Raw genomic sequence first — 16,272 nt, 5'->3', positions numbered from 1 at the left:
ACCAACGTGTCGAGCGTGTGGATTGAGTCTTCATGGCAGAACTTGTTCCCGCGTTAGTGGCAGCAGCTTCCGCCGCCCGATGAGGGGAGAGAGGAAACTGAAGTGGGAGCGGTTGAGAACGAGTTTGCTGCGGGCGGTTGGTCGTCAGTGTCGAAATCAATCGCCGTGTCGTATTGAATGTTGGCGGCAGCTTGCTCGGCATATTGCTGAGCGGTCATTGCCGGTTCGTCTTTTCGATTGCCCAGCCAGGGCAGCGATTGGCATCCGGCGGAAAGTGAGAGGTTCAAAGCGAGCGCAGCGGTAGCGCAGTATTTCCATAGCGATTTCATGACGACTTCCTTGTCGTGAGTTGAAAACAAAAAGGCAGGGACGGCGTGGTGACGTCATCACTTGCGTGAATCAGCCGCGACACCGCCCCCGCGTGTGTCAGAAAGAGAGCGAGCAATTCTCGCTCCCGAGTTGATTAACGAATCGTTGGAGCGTCGACTCCTTGTGACTTCAGAACAGCTAGCCACTTTTGCGGTTCTGCTGCGATCTTCTTCGCGCATCCGGGGCAGCAGATGTAGATCGCTTTGCCCGCTGCGTTGACTTTGTATGGCCCGCCCATCGCATCAAGCGGTTCGTCCATCACGGGGCATTTCTTCTGGGCAGCGATAAATGGAACATCGGCAGAAACTACTTTGAAAATGCCGTCGCGTACTTGCTCGGTTCCGGCGGGGACGGACGCTTGATCGCCGTTCCCATAAACCATGGCGAGGTACTTCGCTGGTTCAGCTTGAATCTTCTTGATGCAGCCTTTGCAGCAAAGATAGATCGGTTTGTCGCCAACCATCACCTTGATTGGTGTGCCCATGCCACCGAGAGGCTCATCCATCACTGGGCAAACCTTTTGAGCCGCAATGGCCGCTGCGTCGGCTTGTGTTGATGTTGAGACAGTAATCTTTGCCGCAGTCGTGACAGCGGGCTGGCCACTGTTTTGCGGACCGTTGCCATAAACCATGGCGAGGTACTTCGCTGGTTCAGCTTGAATCTTTTTGATGCAGCCTTTGCAGCACAGATAGATCGGCTTGTCACCAACCATCACCTTGATCGGTGTGCCCATGCCACCGAGAGGCTCATCCATCACGGGACAGACCTTTTGGGCGGCAATCGCAGCAGCGTCGGCTTGTGTCGCTGTGGTGACCGTTATTTGCGGGCGACCGGCAGCATATTTAGCCGGGTCTGACTTGACCGCGTTCACGCAGCCGGCACAACAAACGTAGAGTTTCTGTCCGTTCACATCGACTGCCACGGGATCGCCCATACTGCCGAGCGGCTTTCCGCTGACGGGACAGATTTTTTGTCGTGCGATCGCCGCGGCTGCCAGCTGTTGCTCGCTGGCCGGAACGGTGGCGACTTCGTTGAACGAGATTGTGCTGGCCACAATACCGACCAATTGCACATCGACGTCAATCTGTCGACCAGCGATTTGCGACAAGTTCACAGGAGCGGTCAACGCTCCTTTGCCATCGGGCAACAAGTCGTAGCGATAGCGTTTCGCATTGCCTTCGACTCGTACGGAGACGGCACCGCGTCCCTGGTCGACCGACACCGGCTGACCAGCGCGGTCGTAGACGAACATTTGCAGCCCGCCTTGTGAAACAATCGTTTCGATTTGCAGGTTGCCGGTTTGTTTCAAACTGCCGCCATGCGGCCCCGCTTGCGTCGCTTCACGAGCCTGCGTCATGCCGGGCATCGCGTGGTTGTGACCAGTGTGATTGTGCTGTGATTGAATTGTTTGCCCAAACACGCCCGATGTGGACATCGCGAGTGAGAAAGCGGTGATGATGAGTGTTCGTTTCATGGGAGAACTCCGTTGTGAAAGTTAGGACACCGTCCGTTGGGTCCGTCGATCTTGGTGAGGTTGTGTGTTTGGATGCCTGAGTCGTAAATTTCTTCACGGTCAAACGAAAAGTTTTATGCCGCTTTCATGAGTTCCTCCTCCGGCATCGCTTCGATGCCTTCCCAAAGCTCATCTTGAAATCCGAAACGCATTTTCAATTCCAGGTAGCCGCAATAGAGCGTCGGCACGATGAACGAAGTGAACGGTTCGGCTAACATGCCACCGAACACGGGAATCGCCATCGCTCGGGCAACGTCAGCTCCACGGCCCGTCGCGATCAACACTGGAATCAACGCGGCAAGCGTCGTAACCGTGGTCATCATGCAAGGTCGAATGCGTTTGAGTCCCGCTTCGTAAACCACATTGCGAATGTCTTCGACCGATTCGATTTTGCGTTTCTTGAGAAGTTGATGGATGTAGGTCGCCATCACCACGCCATCGTCGACCGCGAGACCGAACAAAGCGATGAAACCAACCCAAACTGCCGTGTTGAGTTCCACGCCCATCGTTGCAACTGCGATCATGCCGCCAGCGAAGGCGACTGGGATACCGGAGAACACGGCTAACGAAATCGAGAGGTTTCGGAACTCCATGTAAAGCAACATCAGATTGATGCAGATCACCATCGGAATGATCCACATCAAGCGTCGATTGGCTTCGATTTGGTTACGGAAGCTGCCGACGGCTTCGAGGGAATAGCCGGCTGGCAATGACAACCGATTCGGGTCGGACGGAGGCAGCGACTGAGCCTCGCGGAGTTGTTCCTCGATCGCGGAGACCGATTCTAAATCTCCCTTGCTTCCATTGGTCATGAAGGAAACGTGAGCGACGAGTCGACCGTTTTCGCTGTTGATTGCACCCGGCCCCCAAGTCGTTTCCAGCGTTGCGAGTTCTTCCAATGGCACGACGGCCCCCGACTGCGTGACGACGGGCAAGCGTTTCAAACCGTCGATCTGTTCACGAAGGTCGCGGTTGTACCGCAGTCGCACGGGATAACGCTCTCGTCCTTCGACCGTCTTGATCAGATTCATCCCGCCGAGTGCCGTTTCGATGACTTGATTCACCGTCGACGAATTCATTCCGTAACGCGAAGCCGCCTCACGATCTACTGTGAACTCGACGTAGGGTTTGCCAAGCACGATGTCGGGATTGACCGTGCCGGCGTTGATCAGCGGTGACTTCTTCAATTCAGCCGAAACATTCATCGCCGCGTCAGCCAATTCGTCAAGCTGGTTTCCGTAAACTCGGATCGCCATCGGTGCCTTGATGCCGGACTGCAACATCACCACGCGGCCCTCGATCGGTTGTAACGCCGAAGCAGGCGTGACACCCGGCAATGTGGCGACGCGGTTGATTTCGTCCCACACGTCGCGCGCGGTGACGCCTTCTCGCCACTCGCTTTCGGGTTTGAGCATCACATAGGTTTCGACCATCGCGGCCGGCGCGGGGTCGAGTGCCGATTCGACGCGACCGATCTTGCCAAGCACATCTTTGACTTCGGGAATCTGGCCGATCAAAACATCTTGCGTCTGCAACACTTGCATCGCTTGCGAGAAACTGGCTGCCGGGTACAGCGTCGGCATGTAGAACCAGCTTCCTTCGTCGAGCGCGATCCAGTCGTCGCTCTGCAACCCCGTAAAAACATGCTTGGCATCGACGTAGCCGGGGAAGTCATTCAGATCGGCACCGAACAGGTTCGCGAACTTTTCGACCGGACGGAGCACGGTTGGCATTCCGACGTAGGCACCCACGCCGATGATCAACAGCATCAACGGAAACGAAAGCGCAACCGCTTTGTGGTTCAGGGCGTATCGCAATCGGGCTGCGTAAATCCAGCGAACGAAGCGACTAGACGGGATTTCTTCGATTGGCCGAATCCGCTCTCGCAGCAATTGCCAACCGGCAATGAACCCAATCGTGGCCGCGATCACGGTCACAATCCAAGTGTCCAAGCCGAATCGCTCTGCGAGTCGTGACCCCCACAGGAAATGGGACGCGGCACCGAGCAATCCGGAGAGCGACAGCGCGGCGACCAGCGCGGTCGATTTTCGACGCACGCTGCTCCGCAACATCAATCGACACAAGGCGGGCACAATCGTGACGGCCGCGATCATCGCTGCAGCAATCGCAAAGGTCTTGGTGTAAGCCAGCGGAGAAAACAGCTTGTAATCGCGACCGGTCAAAAAGAAGACCGGCAAGAAACTGACAATGGTTGTCGCCACGGCGGTCACGACGGCCGGTGCGACTTCGACCGTTGCTTCGTAGACGACTTCCGTTCGAGGCTGTTTGATCCGAGCCTCGTCGCTGCCAGACTCCCATTCCGAAAGATGCTGGTAGATGTTCTCCGAAACAATGATCGCCATGTCGACCATCGTGCCGATCGCGATCGCAATTCCCGCCAGCGACATGATGTTCGCACCGACGCCGACCACACGCATCGCAATGAACGACATCAGCACTGCTGCCGGCAAACAGATCGCGACAACGAAACTGCTGCGGATGTGCAATAGAAACAAGAGGATGATGATCGCCGTGATGATGATCTCGTCGCGTAACGCGTGCGTCAGCGTCGCCATCGTCTCGTCGATCAGTCCGCTGCGATCGTAGACGCCATGAATGGTCACACCTTGTAGCGACCGCGTTATCGCGGCGATCTTGGCTTTCACGCGGTCGATAACGACTCGAGGATTCTCGCCGTATCGCATCACGACCACGCCGCCGACCGCTTCGGCTCCGTTGTAGTCCAGCGCACCGCGACGAAAGTCAGGGCCAATCTGCACGTTGCTAATATCGCGAACGCGTACCGGCACGCCGTCACGCTGCATGATGACAGTGTCCTCGATGTCCTCAACCGCTTTGTCCTTGTCGCCATCGCTGCCAAGGAATCCCTTGCTGCGGACGATGAATTCCATGCCCGTCGTTTCGACCGTTTTGGCACCGACATCCATGTTCGATCCCTTGATCGCCATCGCCAACTTATCGAGCGATACGTTGTGAAAGCGAAGCTTGTCGGGGTCCACTTCGATCTGATACTGGCGAACGTAACCGCCGATCGATGCGACCTCGCTGACCCCTTCGACCGCTTGCAATTCGTATTTCACAACAAAGTCTTGCAGGCTGCGAAGTTCCGCCAGTCCCATGCCTTCGTCAGGTGGCTGCAGCGTATAGTAATAAACCTGCCCCAATCCGGTCGCATCTGGACCAAGTTGTGGCACGACCCCATCGGGTAACTGTGACGCCGCACTGCCGAGCTGCTCGGAAACTCGACTGCGTGCCCAATAGAAGTCGATCTCATCCTTGAATGTGACCTGCACGAAGCTGTAGCCGAACATGCTCTTGCCACGCACCGACTCGGCACCGGGAACAGCGAGCAACGAAACGCTCAGCGGATAGGTGACCTGGTCTTCGATGTCCTTTGGTGAGCGACCCGGCCAAGGCGTCAACACGATGACTTGGTTTTCGCCAATGTTAGGAATCGCGTCGATCGGAATCGACTTGAAACTGATCCAGCCAGCGACGCTTAGACCAATGGTCAGCAAGATCACCAGCCAAGGTTCTTTAACACAAAAGCGAATAATTAGATTTAGCATGGTTCGTCTCCTTACTGCACCGTGCGAGCGATCGAGGGGATTTCGTTAAACGGCATCGCCATATCACGAACAACTTCCCCGCACGTCAGCATTTCGCTGCCCCAATACGGGTTCTGCAAATCGCCGCCGGGCTGCATCCAGTCGCCACCGCCGCCAGGAACCATCGGACAGTAATAGTGCGTCAACTTCACAGCCGTCTTCGGCCCGCGAGCCACCGTGGCCGCTCGCAACATCGCGTGGCTGACGCCGCGATAGGCCTCGCGAGCGGTTTCTAACGAACCAACCATCCGCGCGGCGGCACGACGAGCGGTCGTAAACCGGCGTTGAGCTTCGTCAGGAACGCCGGCCGACATCTCCAGTTCCTGGAGACCCTCGATTAGCGTGTTCAAGGCAACCGGGGGCGGCGATTGGTCGGCCGCCATCGCACATTGGATTTCAAAGTAGGCGTCGTAGGTTCGATCGAAAGTCTTGCCCGCGTCACTGGCCAGCATGACGGGACTTGTGTTGGGTAGCTCCAGCGGTCCCGGTGAGTAGCTCGGTGCCATCGTTGGGTCCATCAACGATGGGTTTCCCGCGAGTTGCATTTGCGAGTCGATCAGGAAGTTGCCGCCCGTCGCGACCGTTTCACCAGCCGCCAGCCCTTCGACGATTACCGCTTCTTGCCGATTCATCGGGCCAACGGTCACTCGGCGGATCTCAAAACGCCCCGGTTCGGTTTCGACGTAGATCACGCTGTTTTCGCCGGCCAGAAGCACGGCATCTCGCGGCACGGTAACGACTTGCTGCATTGGTAAAGGTTCTGATGCGAACCCGAGCTGCGACGTCGGCACCAAATCCATATCGCAAAGCGGACACCTACCCGGTTCGTCGCGGATGACCTGCGGGTGCATCGGGCTGATGTATTTGTTCGCCAACGCCGGATCGTAAACTTGGTCCATTGGGATTGCTGGCACGGTGACCCGAGCAGTCGCGTAGTCGCCTGGTCGCAGTTTGCCGTCGAAGTTCATGATCTCGACACGGACGCGTACCGTTCGAGTCTTCGGGTTCACGGTGGGGTCAATGAAAGCGACGCGTCCCGTGAATACTTCGCCCGGCATCGACTGTATTTCCGCTTCGACTTGTTGGCCGAAACGAACAGCCGATGCGTCGTCGGGAAACAGATCAAGCATCAGCCAAACACTGCTCAGGTCGGCTACCCGGTAAAGCTTGTGACCCGTCTTCACGTAGTCGCCTTCGACGGCTGACTTCTCGATCACCGTTCCACTCTGCGGTGACTTGATACGGATACGCGACATTGGTTTACCCGACTTCCCCAACTGGTCGATCTGACTTTCCGTCATCCCCAGTTCAGTCAAATTCTCCCGCGCCATCTTGTTCAGATCGCCGCCAGAGATTTGAAAGCGTCCGATTTTGCCGTCGCTGTTCATGCTGGTGATGAACTCGGTTTGTGCGGTGTAAAGCTGCGGACTGTAGATCAACGCCAGGTCGTCGCCTTCATTGACTTTCACACCGGCGTAGTTCGCGTACATCTTTTCCAAGCGGCCGTCGATGTACGCACTGATGGTCGATAGTTGGCTTTCGTCGAAATCAATCGATCCAATGGTGCGGATCGTTCGATTGACTTCGCCCATCTTCGACATTGCCGTTTGAATACCGACCAACCGCCGAGCGGATGCTTCGATAGTGACCGAGATACCATCGCCGCCACCGCCGCCGGTCGCTTCGACCAGTTCCATCGCACAGACGGGGCAGCGACCTGGTTCGGTGGACGGTGGCGTGCACATCATCGGGCAGATGTATCGCTTGTCTTCGCCACCAACGGCTTCGGACACGGCTGCATCTTTGCCGCCGGAGAAACCATCAGCGGTCAACCACTGCGTTCGCTGTGCGACACCGAGCAGGAAAAACACGAGACCGGCGACGACAACGACAGTTGCGGCCTGCACGCCAGTGCGCAACAGCCATGTCGAAGCAGAGGGGGAGTCTGGGAGTTCAGGAGACTGGGAGCCCATGGGCGCAACGTCTCCCTGACTCCCCCGCACCCCATCTCCCGAACTCCCCGTCTTCTCATCTCCCATACTTCCCTCCGCCACATTCGTGACGTCGGGTTCCGGTTCTTCGGTTCGTTTATCTTCTTCCTGATTCATGTCAGTTCTCAATGCGTTCTACGGCACACGACGGTTCCAGCCACAATCGCCAATCGGTACGGCGATCGATCCGCGATCTGCTATGCAGCGCCGATCGCAAACCAATCACTCACTTGGCGGATATGCCCGGTGGTTCTGCTTGCTGTGGTGACGCGAAATGGATCGCGCAGGGATGCAACTCGGAAGGCCTCCGGCAGGATGAGCGCGCAGCATCGATCACTGGAAAGCCAAGTTGGTGGTAAAGAACTGCGAGCGCGCAGTTCCCTCAAAGAGGCGGCGCTAAATGCGCCAGATGCAGAGAATCCGCTGCGAGAAGTGTGGAGCCAGACTACCGATCGGCAATCGTAAGTTCCCATGCTCGGACAGGAGCGAAAGACCCGATTCGGTTTGGGTGTGATCTAAATAGGCAATCACCACCAAGTCTCGCTCTTGTGAAACAGGCGACCGCTGAGGCGCAGGTGCTATCGGCTCCGAACGCACCCCGCACCGGCAGGAAGATAACGAAGGTTGTCCGTCTACCAATTCTTCGCCATCGCCCGGCGACAGCTTGCCAACCGAACCTTCGGAATCGTCGACGCGCTGCTTTTTTTCAGATGTCTTGTCACAGCATCCGCCCGGCTTGGGCTTGATTTGGCTGCAGCAACCGCAAAAGCCACCATCGGCCTCGACTTCACATATATTGCAAGCGTTGCATCGCGACTGTGCGTTACAGCACGCTCCTTGAGCACATCCGGCGTGCGCAATCGCAATCGGCTGAATCACCATTGCAGCGATCAGGCAGAGATTAACGACGGTGCGAATTATGGGGGAGTTGCTCAATGTGACCTTCCGAAAAAGATACCCATGCCAGGTATATCAAATGTATCGCAAAATCGGCTGCATTGTTCAAGGGGAAACAGTCGGTTAGGCAAACTTTGACTGCGTTCAGTATAGCTCATCAGGATATTCACGCCATGGATCGGCAAATTCCACAGCCCACGACGAAACTCGCGAAACGTCTGCTTTTGGCAGCATTGATCGCTTCATCGGCGTCTGGCTGCGCTTCGCAGCGGGACGTTAGCGTCTCGATGGCACCTCCGCAAGTCGCTCCGACCAACTCGGTCGCAATCCGCGCGGTCGACTGGCAGCAAGTCCTCAGCGAACCAGAAACAGGGACCATTCGACCCGTCGGCTACAATGATGGCGTCGTCTTCGCAGCCCCTACCCTCATCGCGCAAGCCCCCGCGGAAGCTGGCGAGCGCAGCACCGGAAAAGCGCTGCAGCTCGACCCGCCTAAGGAAGATGGTGAGTTGGGAGATGGGAGTGAAGGAGACAAGGAAGCCGTAGGCAAAGAAAACGGTAATGAAGCGGCCCCTGAGAAAAAGGAAGCCAACTCCCCTTCTCCCAGCTTCCCCCCTGCTTCAGTCGACTACTACATCAGCACGGCACTCGCGCGTCACCCTAAGTTGCTTGCTGCGCGACAGCGCGTCGCCGCTGCGACCTATGTAATACCACAAGCCAAAGCCTTACCCGACCCGACGTTCAACAACACTTTCTGGCCGATCCAAGATCAAGCCCTGGAGACCGCTGCAGGGCGGGTCGGTCACCAGATGTCGGTCAACCAGATGGTTCCGTTCCCGAAAAAGCTGCAAACCAAAGCTGTCATCGCCAGTCGTGAAGTTCAGATCGCGCAAGCGGAGGTCGATCTGATCGCGCGTGAGATCACGGAATCGGTTCGGCTCGCCTATTACGAAGTCTGGTTTGCAGGTCGAGCGATCGCGATCATCGAAGAGACGAAAGACCTCGTCGCCGATCTGACCGATGTGGCAGAGGCGAGGTATCGCAGCGGCGGATCCCAACAAGATGTCCTGCGTGCCCAACTCGAGACCGATCGCCTCGACGAACAATTGATCTCGCTTCGCAAACAAAAACAGATCGCTCAAGCGGATCTCGCCACGCTGTTACAACAGCCTGTTGGACTCGTCCCCGAAACGACTGACAGGCTCGACATTGCCGACACGCCCCAGCAGATCGAATCGCTGATCTCGCTGGCCGAACAGTGCAATCCGAAACTGCGTGGCCTGGCTTGGGAGATCCAACGCGATCGAGAAAAGCAACGTCTGGCCTGTTTGCAGAAGTACCCCGACTTTACCGTTGGCGTGAATTGGGGATTGATCAGCGACAGCAGCAGCGTGCTCAGTCCCGTTGCCAACGGCCACGACAACATCAGTTTCAATTTAGGCACGACGCTTCCTATTTGGCGCGATAAGATCGACGCTGGGATCCGCGAAGCGTCGCATCGCACCAGCAGCACAACCCGCCGTCTGGAAGCCGAACGGGATGAGCTTTACGGCAAGATCCGTCGCTTGATCGCCCAAGCGGATGCGTTGAGCGAACAACGCGACATCTACGAAGACCGTATCATTCCTCGCACCGAGGACACCTTGAAACTGTCGATCGCCGACTACCGAGGTAAACGCACGGACTTCTTCACGCTGATCGAAACCTACCGCGAACTGTTGATGTTCGAGACCCAACTCGCCCGCATCGACGCCACACTGGCCGGTACGATCGCCCAGTTGGACCGGACAGTCGGCTGCCCGCATTGAATTGGCGGGGGCAATACAGGCGTCACTCCCCACGCTCTTCGACTACCTTTACCGGTCTTACGTGTTTGCCGCGACGGAGGGCAACGCAGTGACCCTCGTTCTTTGCTGGCTCTCCGGAGTCCCAATCGGCTGCAACCGAAGATGGTTGAGTACACGGAAGGTAATCAGGGCAGCTTGCGCCGTACTGTCCACGCCAATATCCTCAGCGACCACTTCCGTTCGACGGGACGGCGAAAGGGTTAGTCATTGTCTTTCCATTTTCCATGAAGAGACTTCATTTCGTCTTCCAGCTTCTTGGTCCGTTTCTTCAGCTCTTTGGAAACGTACTTGCCGACGACGAAAGGATGACCACGAACTGCGTTTAAGAAGCCGATCGGGTCGCCAGTAGCAACGGCGACGCCTGGATCAGCTAATCGGATGATGCAGTCAAGTGTTCCCCAGACTTGGCATGAATCAATGGAGCATAACTTCAAAAGTAGCTTGCGTGCTTCCTTTTCCCGTTGCCGCTTTCGTATCGCCGACTGTGCCTCGGAACAGACTCCCCATTTAGGATCGCCATACGCAATTTGTCTTAAGGCATCTTCGGCAACGGCACTGGAAAGAAATCCGGCCATAAACGCAGCAGCACGCCTGGTCATCCAGCTCTCGTCGCGCAAGAGTTCGGTAATCACCTGATTGACCAAGGAAATCTCAGCAACACCTCGTAGTGCTCGTGCGATATCGCAGCATAGGAGTTTATCGTTCGATTCACTGGCAGCACGACAAAGTGAAAGCACGGCACGCTCAGGGTCAAGCTCAAGCAAAACACGGGGGATAATCTCTCGATCACGGCGATCGGTGGTTAGCGTTTCCAACCCAATTTCAAATGCAGCGTCTGGCGCAATCTTGCCGAGTGATCGCAATGCTTGTGCTCGTGAGCCACCGTAGTGCATCCCGCTATCTGGCTGCAGAGTCTTCTCCCACAGTAGCTTCTGATCGGACTCTTGGCTTGGATCAAGTAGTGCAACCGTATCGTTCATGTGACTGCCTCCGGTTTCCAAAATCCTATCAACATGGGATCGGGCGGATGTGCGAGTCGACTCGTCAGCTGCTAAGTAAGCAAGAATACGCTGATCCATGTCGTCATGTTTTCCATCCGTCGGAAGCATTTCTAGGTACGTTTCATTTGGCGTCGAACAGCCGGAAAGAGCTTTCAGTACCGCAAACTTGTAATGTCCGGATCGGTATTGCTCTACAAAACGTTTCAACGTTCGACTGCAGTCGCTGGGTAGATCCTCAAGCGCAAGCAAACAATAGTTCACCAACTCGCAATCTGTGTCACATGCCAACAATGCGTTCTCAACTACTTCTCGGAGGTCTTGTCTGCCACTCTGACCGATAGCCAGGATAGCATGCCCGTAACGTTTGTTACTTGAGTGCTTCAGCAATGCGATTGCAGGAGCAAGCTCCTCATCATTCATTTCACGCTGCCCGTCACGAAGATCGCCGATATCTGGCGAAACGCTAAGACCCCACGTAAGGATGCCGTTGACGACCCCAGCGTTCTCGCCCAGAGCCGCGAGACTGTCGATAGCTCGCATTTGAACCAAGTTGATACTCGAAGACCCTGAATCCCACATGTCATCGCTGACTGCCGCAGCTACAAGCAGGTCTCGTGTTTCCGCGCTCGGACGCATTACTGCGAGCTCACATCCTTCCATCCTCAATTGCTGATGATCCGCTCGAATGAGTGAGTTTGTTAGTTTTGTAAAACCATCGCCTGCAATACGCTTCAGCAATTCTCTCGAGTGTTCAAATTCGTGATCGACCCAACCTGAAATCTTTTCGATCCGAGACGTGGCGAACGCTTCTAAGTGCTCCTCCAAGCTACGCCCCTGCCTTGATCTTAAACCTGACAGGACATTCTCCCCGTGAAGTGCTTCGATCAAACGCAATGGATATCTTGGGTGTTGCTGTTTTGAATCGTCGCCAGCTGTGAGATGTCGCTCCAAAACGTCATTTAGCCAATCGAGCAATTTCTCGACCAAATTCGGAGTGAGGCGGTCGCCGTGGTTTGCAATTAAATCGAAATAGTGCTCTGGATCGACTCTACCTGCAACCAACGATTCAACTGCAACACACGTCGCGACCCGATCAAACGCGATTAGTGCGGTCCCGATTGCACCAGCCGCGCCCCAGAGTTGGCTCGACGCGACGCGTGGCAATATCTGGATTCCTCGGGCCGGATCACGAAACGAAAGTCCTTGCGCAGACACCATCCCAACTAACTCATGTTCAGACGAGGCCCACTCCTCGAGTCGTGGATACTCTCCCGAGTCACAAAAGCAGACAATGCAAGCCGTCAAACACCGACGCTTTTCAGGTGAAATCGAAGCAATTAGGTGATTCTTCGTCTCCTCCCAGACTCTTTTGGGACCGAGGCCAGGCATGTTTGCCAACGTAAAAACCAACGAAGTAAAACATGGATCACTTGTATCACCATTTTGTAGTTGTTGCTTTAGCCAAGTGAGGTTTTCCGCCGCAACGGCAGCAAACGCCATTGAAGCCCTATCCCTGCGAACAAAATGCCCGCTGCTTTTCTCATCGTCCACAATACAGCGTCGATACTCTTCCCAGACTCGCTCCACATCTACCGAGCGGGGGAAGGAAACCGCTAATCGCAATCCAAGTTCCGAAAGAGCTTCAGTACCGTCCGCAACGCACTCCCTCGCCACGGTTGATAAGCGTTCGATATTGTCACGGCCGATGATCCTGAGTGCATCAGCTGACCGGTCAACAACTCCACTGTGTTCTAGGTTCTCAATCGAGCGAACCCGATCCAACAGAAGCGGAATTGCGCGTTCTCCAAGGCTAGCCAGCAGATGCGTATACAACGACGCATCCTCGTACCCCCAACCCTCCGAAGTTTCCAATGCAGCAACAAGTTTCCAGAGCGATTTACGTTTCTCATTTGGAAGATCTGATGCCAGTAGCAGCCATAGCACATCCATCGGGACATAGCCGAGTTGCAACCGTCTGGAATCCGGAACACGCTGACACTTCACCATAGCGTCGACTAGGCGTTCGAGCGACAACACGCCCGATACAAACTGAGCCGTAAGGTGTTTTGCAAACGCCCAGCACAGAAAACGTTGATGCCAAATCGCAACACGGCCATCGCCAACATCGTGCAACAAACCACGGTTGATGAGTTTCTCAATCAAATCGGGTGTAAAACCAGCCTCCAGGACCGTTTCTGTTAGCCATGGATATGGTTTCGTTTCGTCACCGATAGTTCCCGCGATTTTGCGAATCAAGCCAACCTCAACTGGATTGGTTAGTCGAAGCCAGGAAGCCTCCATCAGATCGTATTCATTGCGTGGCCTAAACTGATGCTGATCGTCAACAACGTCCGCATAAAGCTTGGCGAGAATTGGGCGACGAATAAGCTCTCGGACATCGGGAGCAATATTCACCCATGACCGTTTTCGCCGCTCAAGGTACGAACGAAGTTCCGAGTGGTCGAAGTCTCGAATCGTTTCAATCGGGAGTCCTGCGTTGAACGCCAAATCTCGAGCGATTTCGACGCTCGTTGACATTACAAATGAGATACCCCAACGATCCCAATCTAGTTGGATCAGCCGCTCAGCTTCTCGGTGAGAACGTACACCGTCAATACAAAAAACAGCCCAAGGACTATTGATATTGGGAGTTGACTCTTGGCGTTTGAAGGCAATTCGCTCGATGGTGAGTTGCGCGTCAACTTCTAAACCGTAGTCGCAGATTTCCTGTGCTGCATACTCCAGTGGTTCACGCTTGCCGCGCGACGCTGGTATCCATACAACCAGCGAGTCGCTTTTGAGTGCGTCGATTGCTGTCCTTGCGAGTCGCCACGTTTTGCCCTGACCACTTGTACCCGAGACAATTGTTGCAACTCGGTCAATACTGAAACTTGGCCGAACATCAAGTCCAGAATTGTACTGTTCCTTCTTCAGCTGCTCATGCAAACGATTGCTCATTCGCTGCTGTAGTCTAGGCCAGTCGCGAAAAACTCGAGTGATTTTTACGTCAGATGGATTTTTCCGTGCGTGAACCCACAGCCCCATTCCAAGCGCTACAAGAACCCAACCGCTTATGAATACAGCGATGTCAACCTTCGCCGCTAGTCGCGTGTCAATCCCAAACCTAGTCTCGACCACTTGATAGATGAAGGGTAGCCACCACGGCGACGCGATCAGTGAGACGCCTGCGACCAGGAGAAACTTTGGGATGCGAGTAATTGGATCTCCCCAAACTAAACTGAGTACGTCGAAAGCGAAATCGAGATACTTGTTTCCGTACCTTGTCATAAAACACCCTGAATAATAGACAAACAGCCAAAGGAAATGGAAACATCGAACATCAATCGCTTGACGTTTTTAGCTTGACAAGCACCTCGCGACGACCTGTTCAATAAAACGCAAGCGATTGATCATACACGTGTTAAGCGGGCGTTGACAACTTGTCGCAAAGGCGGTCGTCATCGCTGGCACGATTGTCAGGATGTCTCGATATCTGGCTCTTTAGTAGAGCTGGAAAAGGTGCTGTTGGAGGACTTACGTTCGAGCAATCAAGTAAGCAGCTCGGTTAGTTAGTATTTTGATTTCTCTCGTCGCCAACGCCGAACGAAGTTGTATCTCACTTATACAATCACACGCATTTTCCACTCGATGAAGCTACGCGTCCTTCAGGTACCGCTCGTGACTTGGAGACAAGGTCGGCTGATGTAAATGACGAATGTCGTTAGCTCTCGATTCGTCGCGCTCGTTTGAAGTAACGGATTAGCTCATCCCTTTACATCACCAGCAAACAACCGCCGCAACTCCCGCCGCGCCCGGTTCAATCGCGAACCGACCGTGCCTTCGGGGATGCCGAGTGTGTTTGCGATCTCTTGGTACGACAACCCGCTCTCTTCTTTGAGCGTGAAGATGGCTCGCAGTTCGGGATCGAGTTGATCCATGGCCTGGCGGAGCATCGCGACTCGCTCGTCATGCACGAGGTGGTCGGTTGCCTGCATCGCTGGCTCAACGATCAACTGCTTCGTCCGGCGATGCTTCTCGCGTCGCAGATGCTGCAAAGCCTCGTTGGTTGCCAGTCGATACAACCACGTCTCGAACTTCGATTCGCCGCTGAACTGATCGAGCTTCATGAACGCTCGGACGAAAGTCTGCTGCGTTAAGTCGTCGGCGTCCTGTTGACCGACCATCCGCACCATTAAGCGGAAGACGCGATCCGCAGTGGCCTCGTAAATCTGGTGGAGCGCAGCGCGATCGCCGCCGGCACCGGCCCTGACCGTTGCGTCGTCGATTGGCTCTCTGTCATTACACTCACTGCGGTGCTCCATTTGTCAGATTGTACCAATACCCGAGGGGGGTACTAGCGGACTTTGCGTTTGGCGTGCCCTGGCGATTTCCGACCAATGCGGTCGCGCATCACACAGTCCGTCGCGTCTTCCCATTGGATTTTGAGATTTCTCCTGGCATTCGGATACCTCGGCACCGTATTTGCAAATTTGTGTTTTGCGTACTCGAATCACAAACAGAACAAGGAAAACGACATGTCCAACTACCGACTCTTTGGAGCGATGATCGCAACTTCGACCGCCGTCATGCTGTTGTTGATGTATCTGAACACCTACGCGATCGACCACGTCTACTGGAGTGAGACTCGTTTCTACATGGCACTCGTCATGGGCGCGACGATGGCGATGATTATGTTGTCGTTCATGCTCGGCATGTATAAGAATATGAAGACCAACGTGGCCATTTTCGCTACCAGTGTCGCCGTTTTTGCTGGGTCGCTGTACCTCGTACGCAGCCAAGAGACCGTTGAAGATGTCTCGTGGATGAAAGCCATGATTCCACACCACTCGATCGCCATCCTGACCAGCGAACGAGCCGAGATCACCGACCCTCGAGTGCGTGAACTGGCCGACCAAATCATCGAAACGCAAAAGAAGGAAATTGCGGAGATGAAACGACTGATTGCGGACCTGGAAGACGAAGAAACGAATGCATTGGCATTGGAACATTGACTCGCGAATGACC

Annotated in this window: 8 protein-coding genes; 2 read left to right on the top strand and 6 right to left on the bottom strand. The window is 55.1% G+C overall.

Going from position 1 to position 16,272, the window contains the following annotated elements:
• Positions 1–53: 53 nt before the first annotated feature.
• The 4 genes from Poly24_RS08615 to Poly24_RS08600 all read right to left on the bottom strand — a co-directional run bounded on the left by Poly24_RS08615 (position 54) and on the right by Poly24_RS08600 (position 7,418).
• Positions 54–329 carry a hypothetical protein gene (locus Poly24_RS08615; protein ID WP_145093360.1) on the bottom strand — a complete coding sequence of 92 codons (276 nt, stop codon included), beginning with the start codon at positions 327–329 and terminating at the stop codon, positions 54–56.
• Positions 330–463: 134 nt separating this feature from the next.
• Positions 464–1,843, bottom strand: a complete 1,380-nt coding sequence (locus tag Poly24_RS27350; protein ID WP_231753533.1) for a hypothetical protein — start codon at positions 1,841–1,843, stop codon at positions 464–466.
• Between the two features lie 113 nt (positions 1,844–1,956).
• Positions 1,957–5,472 (bottom strand): efflux RND transporter permease subunit, encoded by a 3,516-nt coding sequence (locus Poly24_RS08605; RefSeq protein ID WP_145093357.1) that lies wholly within the window; start codon positions 5,470–5,472, stop codon positions 1,957–1,959.
• 11 nt (positions 5,473–5,483) lie between these two features.
• Positions 5,484–7,418 (bottom strand): efflux RND transporter periplasmic adaptor subunit, encoded by a 1,935-nt coding sequence (locus tag Poly24_RS08600; protein ID WP_197452573.1) that lies wholly within the window; start codon positions 7,416–7,418, stop codon positions 5,484–5,486.
• A gap of 1,268 nt (positions 7,419–8,686) precedes the next feature.
• Here Poly24_RS08600 and Poly24_RS08590 point away from each other — a divergent pair.
• Positions 8,687–10,207 (top strand): TolC family protein, encoded by a 1,521-nt coding sequence (locus Poly24_RS08590; RefSeq protein WP_315852234.1) that lies wholly within the window; start codon positions 8,687–8,689, stop codon positions 10,205–10,207.
• Between the two features lie 239 nt (positions 10,208–10,446).
• On the opposite strand, the gene Poly24_RS08585 is transcribed toward Poly24_RS08590, so the two are convergent.
• Both Poly24_RS08585 and Poly24_RS08580 read right to left on the bottom strand, forming a co-directional pair.
• Positions 10,447–14,205: a HEAT repeat domain-containing protein gene (locus Poly24_RS08585; protein WP_145093348.1), complete on the bottom strand. Its 3,759-nt coding sequence runs from the start codon at positions 14,203–14,205 to the stop codon at positions 10,447–10,449.
• Between the two features lie 806 nt (positions 14,206–15,011).
• The gene (locus Poly24_RS08580; RefSeq protein WP_145093345.1) at positions 15,012–15,569 is read right to left on the bottom strand and encodes an RNA polymerase sigma factor; all 558 of its coding nucleotides are present in this window, start codon (positions 15,567–15,569) and stop codon (positions 15,012–15,014) included.
• 213 nt (positions 15,570–15,782) lie between these two features.
• On the opposite strand from Poly24_RS08580, the gene Poly24_RS08575 reads away from it, so the two are divergent.
• Complete coding sequence (locus Poly24_RS08575; protein ID WP_145093342.1) at positions 15,783–16,259, top strand: DUF305 domain-containing protein; 477 nt, start codon at positions 15,783–15,785, stop codon at positions 16,257–16,259.
• Positions 16,260–16,272: the final 13 nt, after the last annotated feature.

The organism is Rosistilla carotiformis, assembly GCF_007753095.1.
Lineage (GTDB): Bacteria > Planctomycetota > Planctomycetia > Pirellulales > Pirellulaceae > Rosistilla > Rosistilla carotiformis.
This window is presented reverse-complemented; position numbering and strand designations above follow the sequence as displayed.

Excerpts from the sequence above, each read along its gene's own strand:
- Poly24_RS08615 (WP_145093360.1), bottom strand. The coding sequence starts at position 329 with ATGAAATCGCTATGGAAATACTGCGCTACCGCTGCGCTCGCTTTGAAC.
- Poly24_RS27350 (WP_231753533.1), bottom strand. The coding sequence starts at position 1,843 with ATGAAACGAACACTCATCATCACCGCTTTCTCACTCGCGATGTCCACA.
- Poly24_RS08605 (WP_145093357.1), bottom strand. The coding sequence starts at position 5,472 with ATGCTAAATCTAATTATTCGCTTTTGTGTTAAAGAACCTTGGCTGGTG.
- Poly24_RS08590 (WP_315852234.1), top strand. The coding sequence starts at position 8,687 with ATGGCACCTCCGCAAGTCGCTCCGACCAACTCGGTCGCAATCCGCGCG.
- Poly24_RS08585 (WP_145093348.1), bottom strand. The coding sequence starts at position 14,205 with ATGAGCAATCGTTTGCATGAGCAGCTGAAGAAGGAACAGTACAATTCT.
- Poly24_RS08580 (WP_145093345.1), bottom strand. The coding sequence starts at position 15,569 with ATGGAGCACCGCAGTGAGTGTAATGACAGAGAGCCAATCGACGACGCA.
- Poly24_RS08575 (WP_145093342.1), top strand. The coding sequence starts at position 15,783 with ATGTCCAACTACCGACTCTTTGGAGCGATGATCGCAACTTCGACCGCC.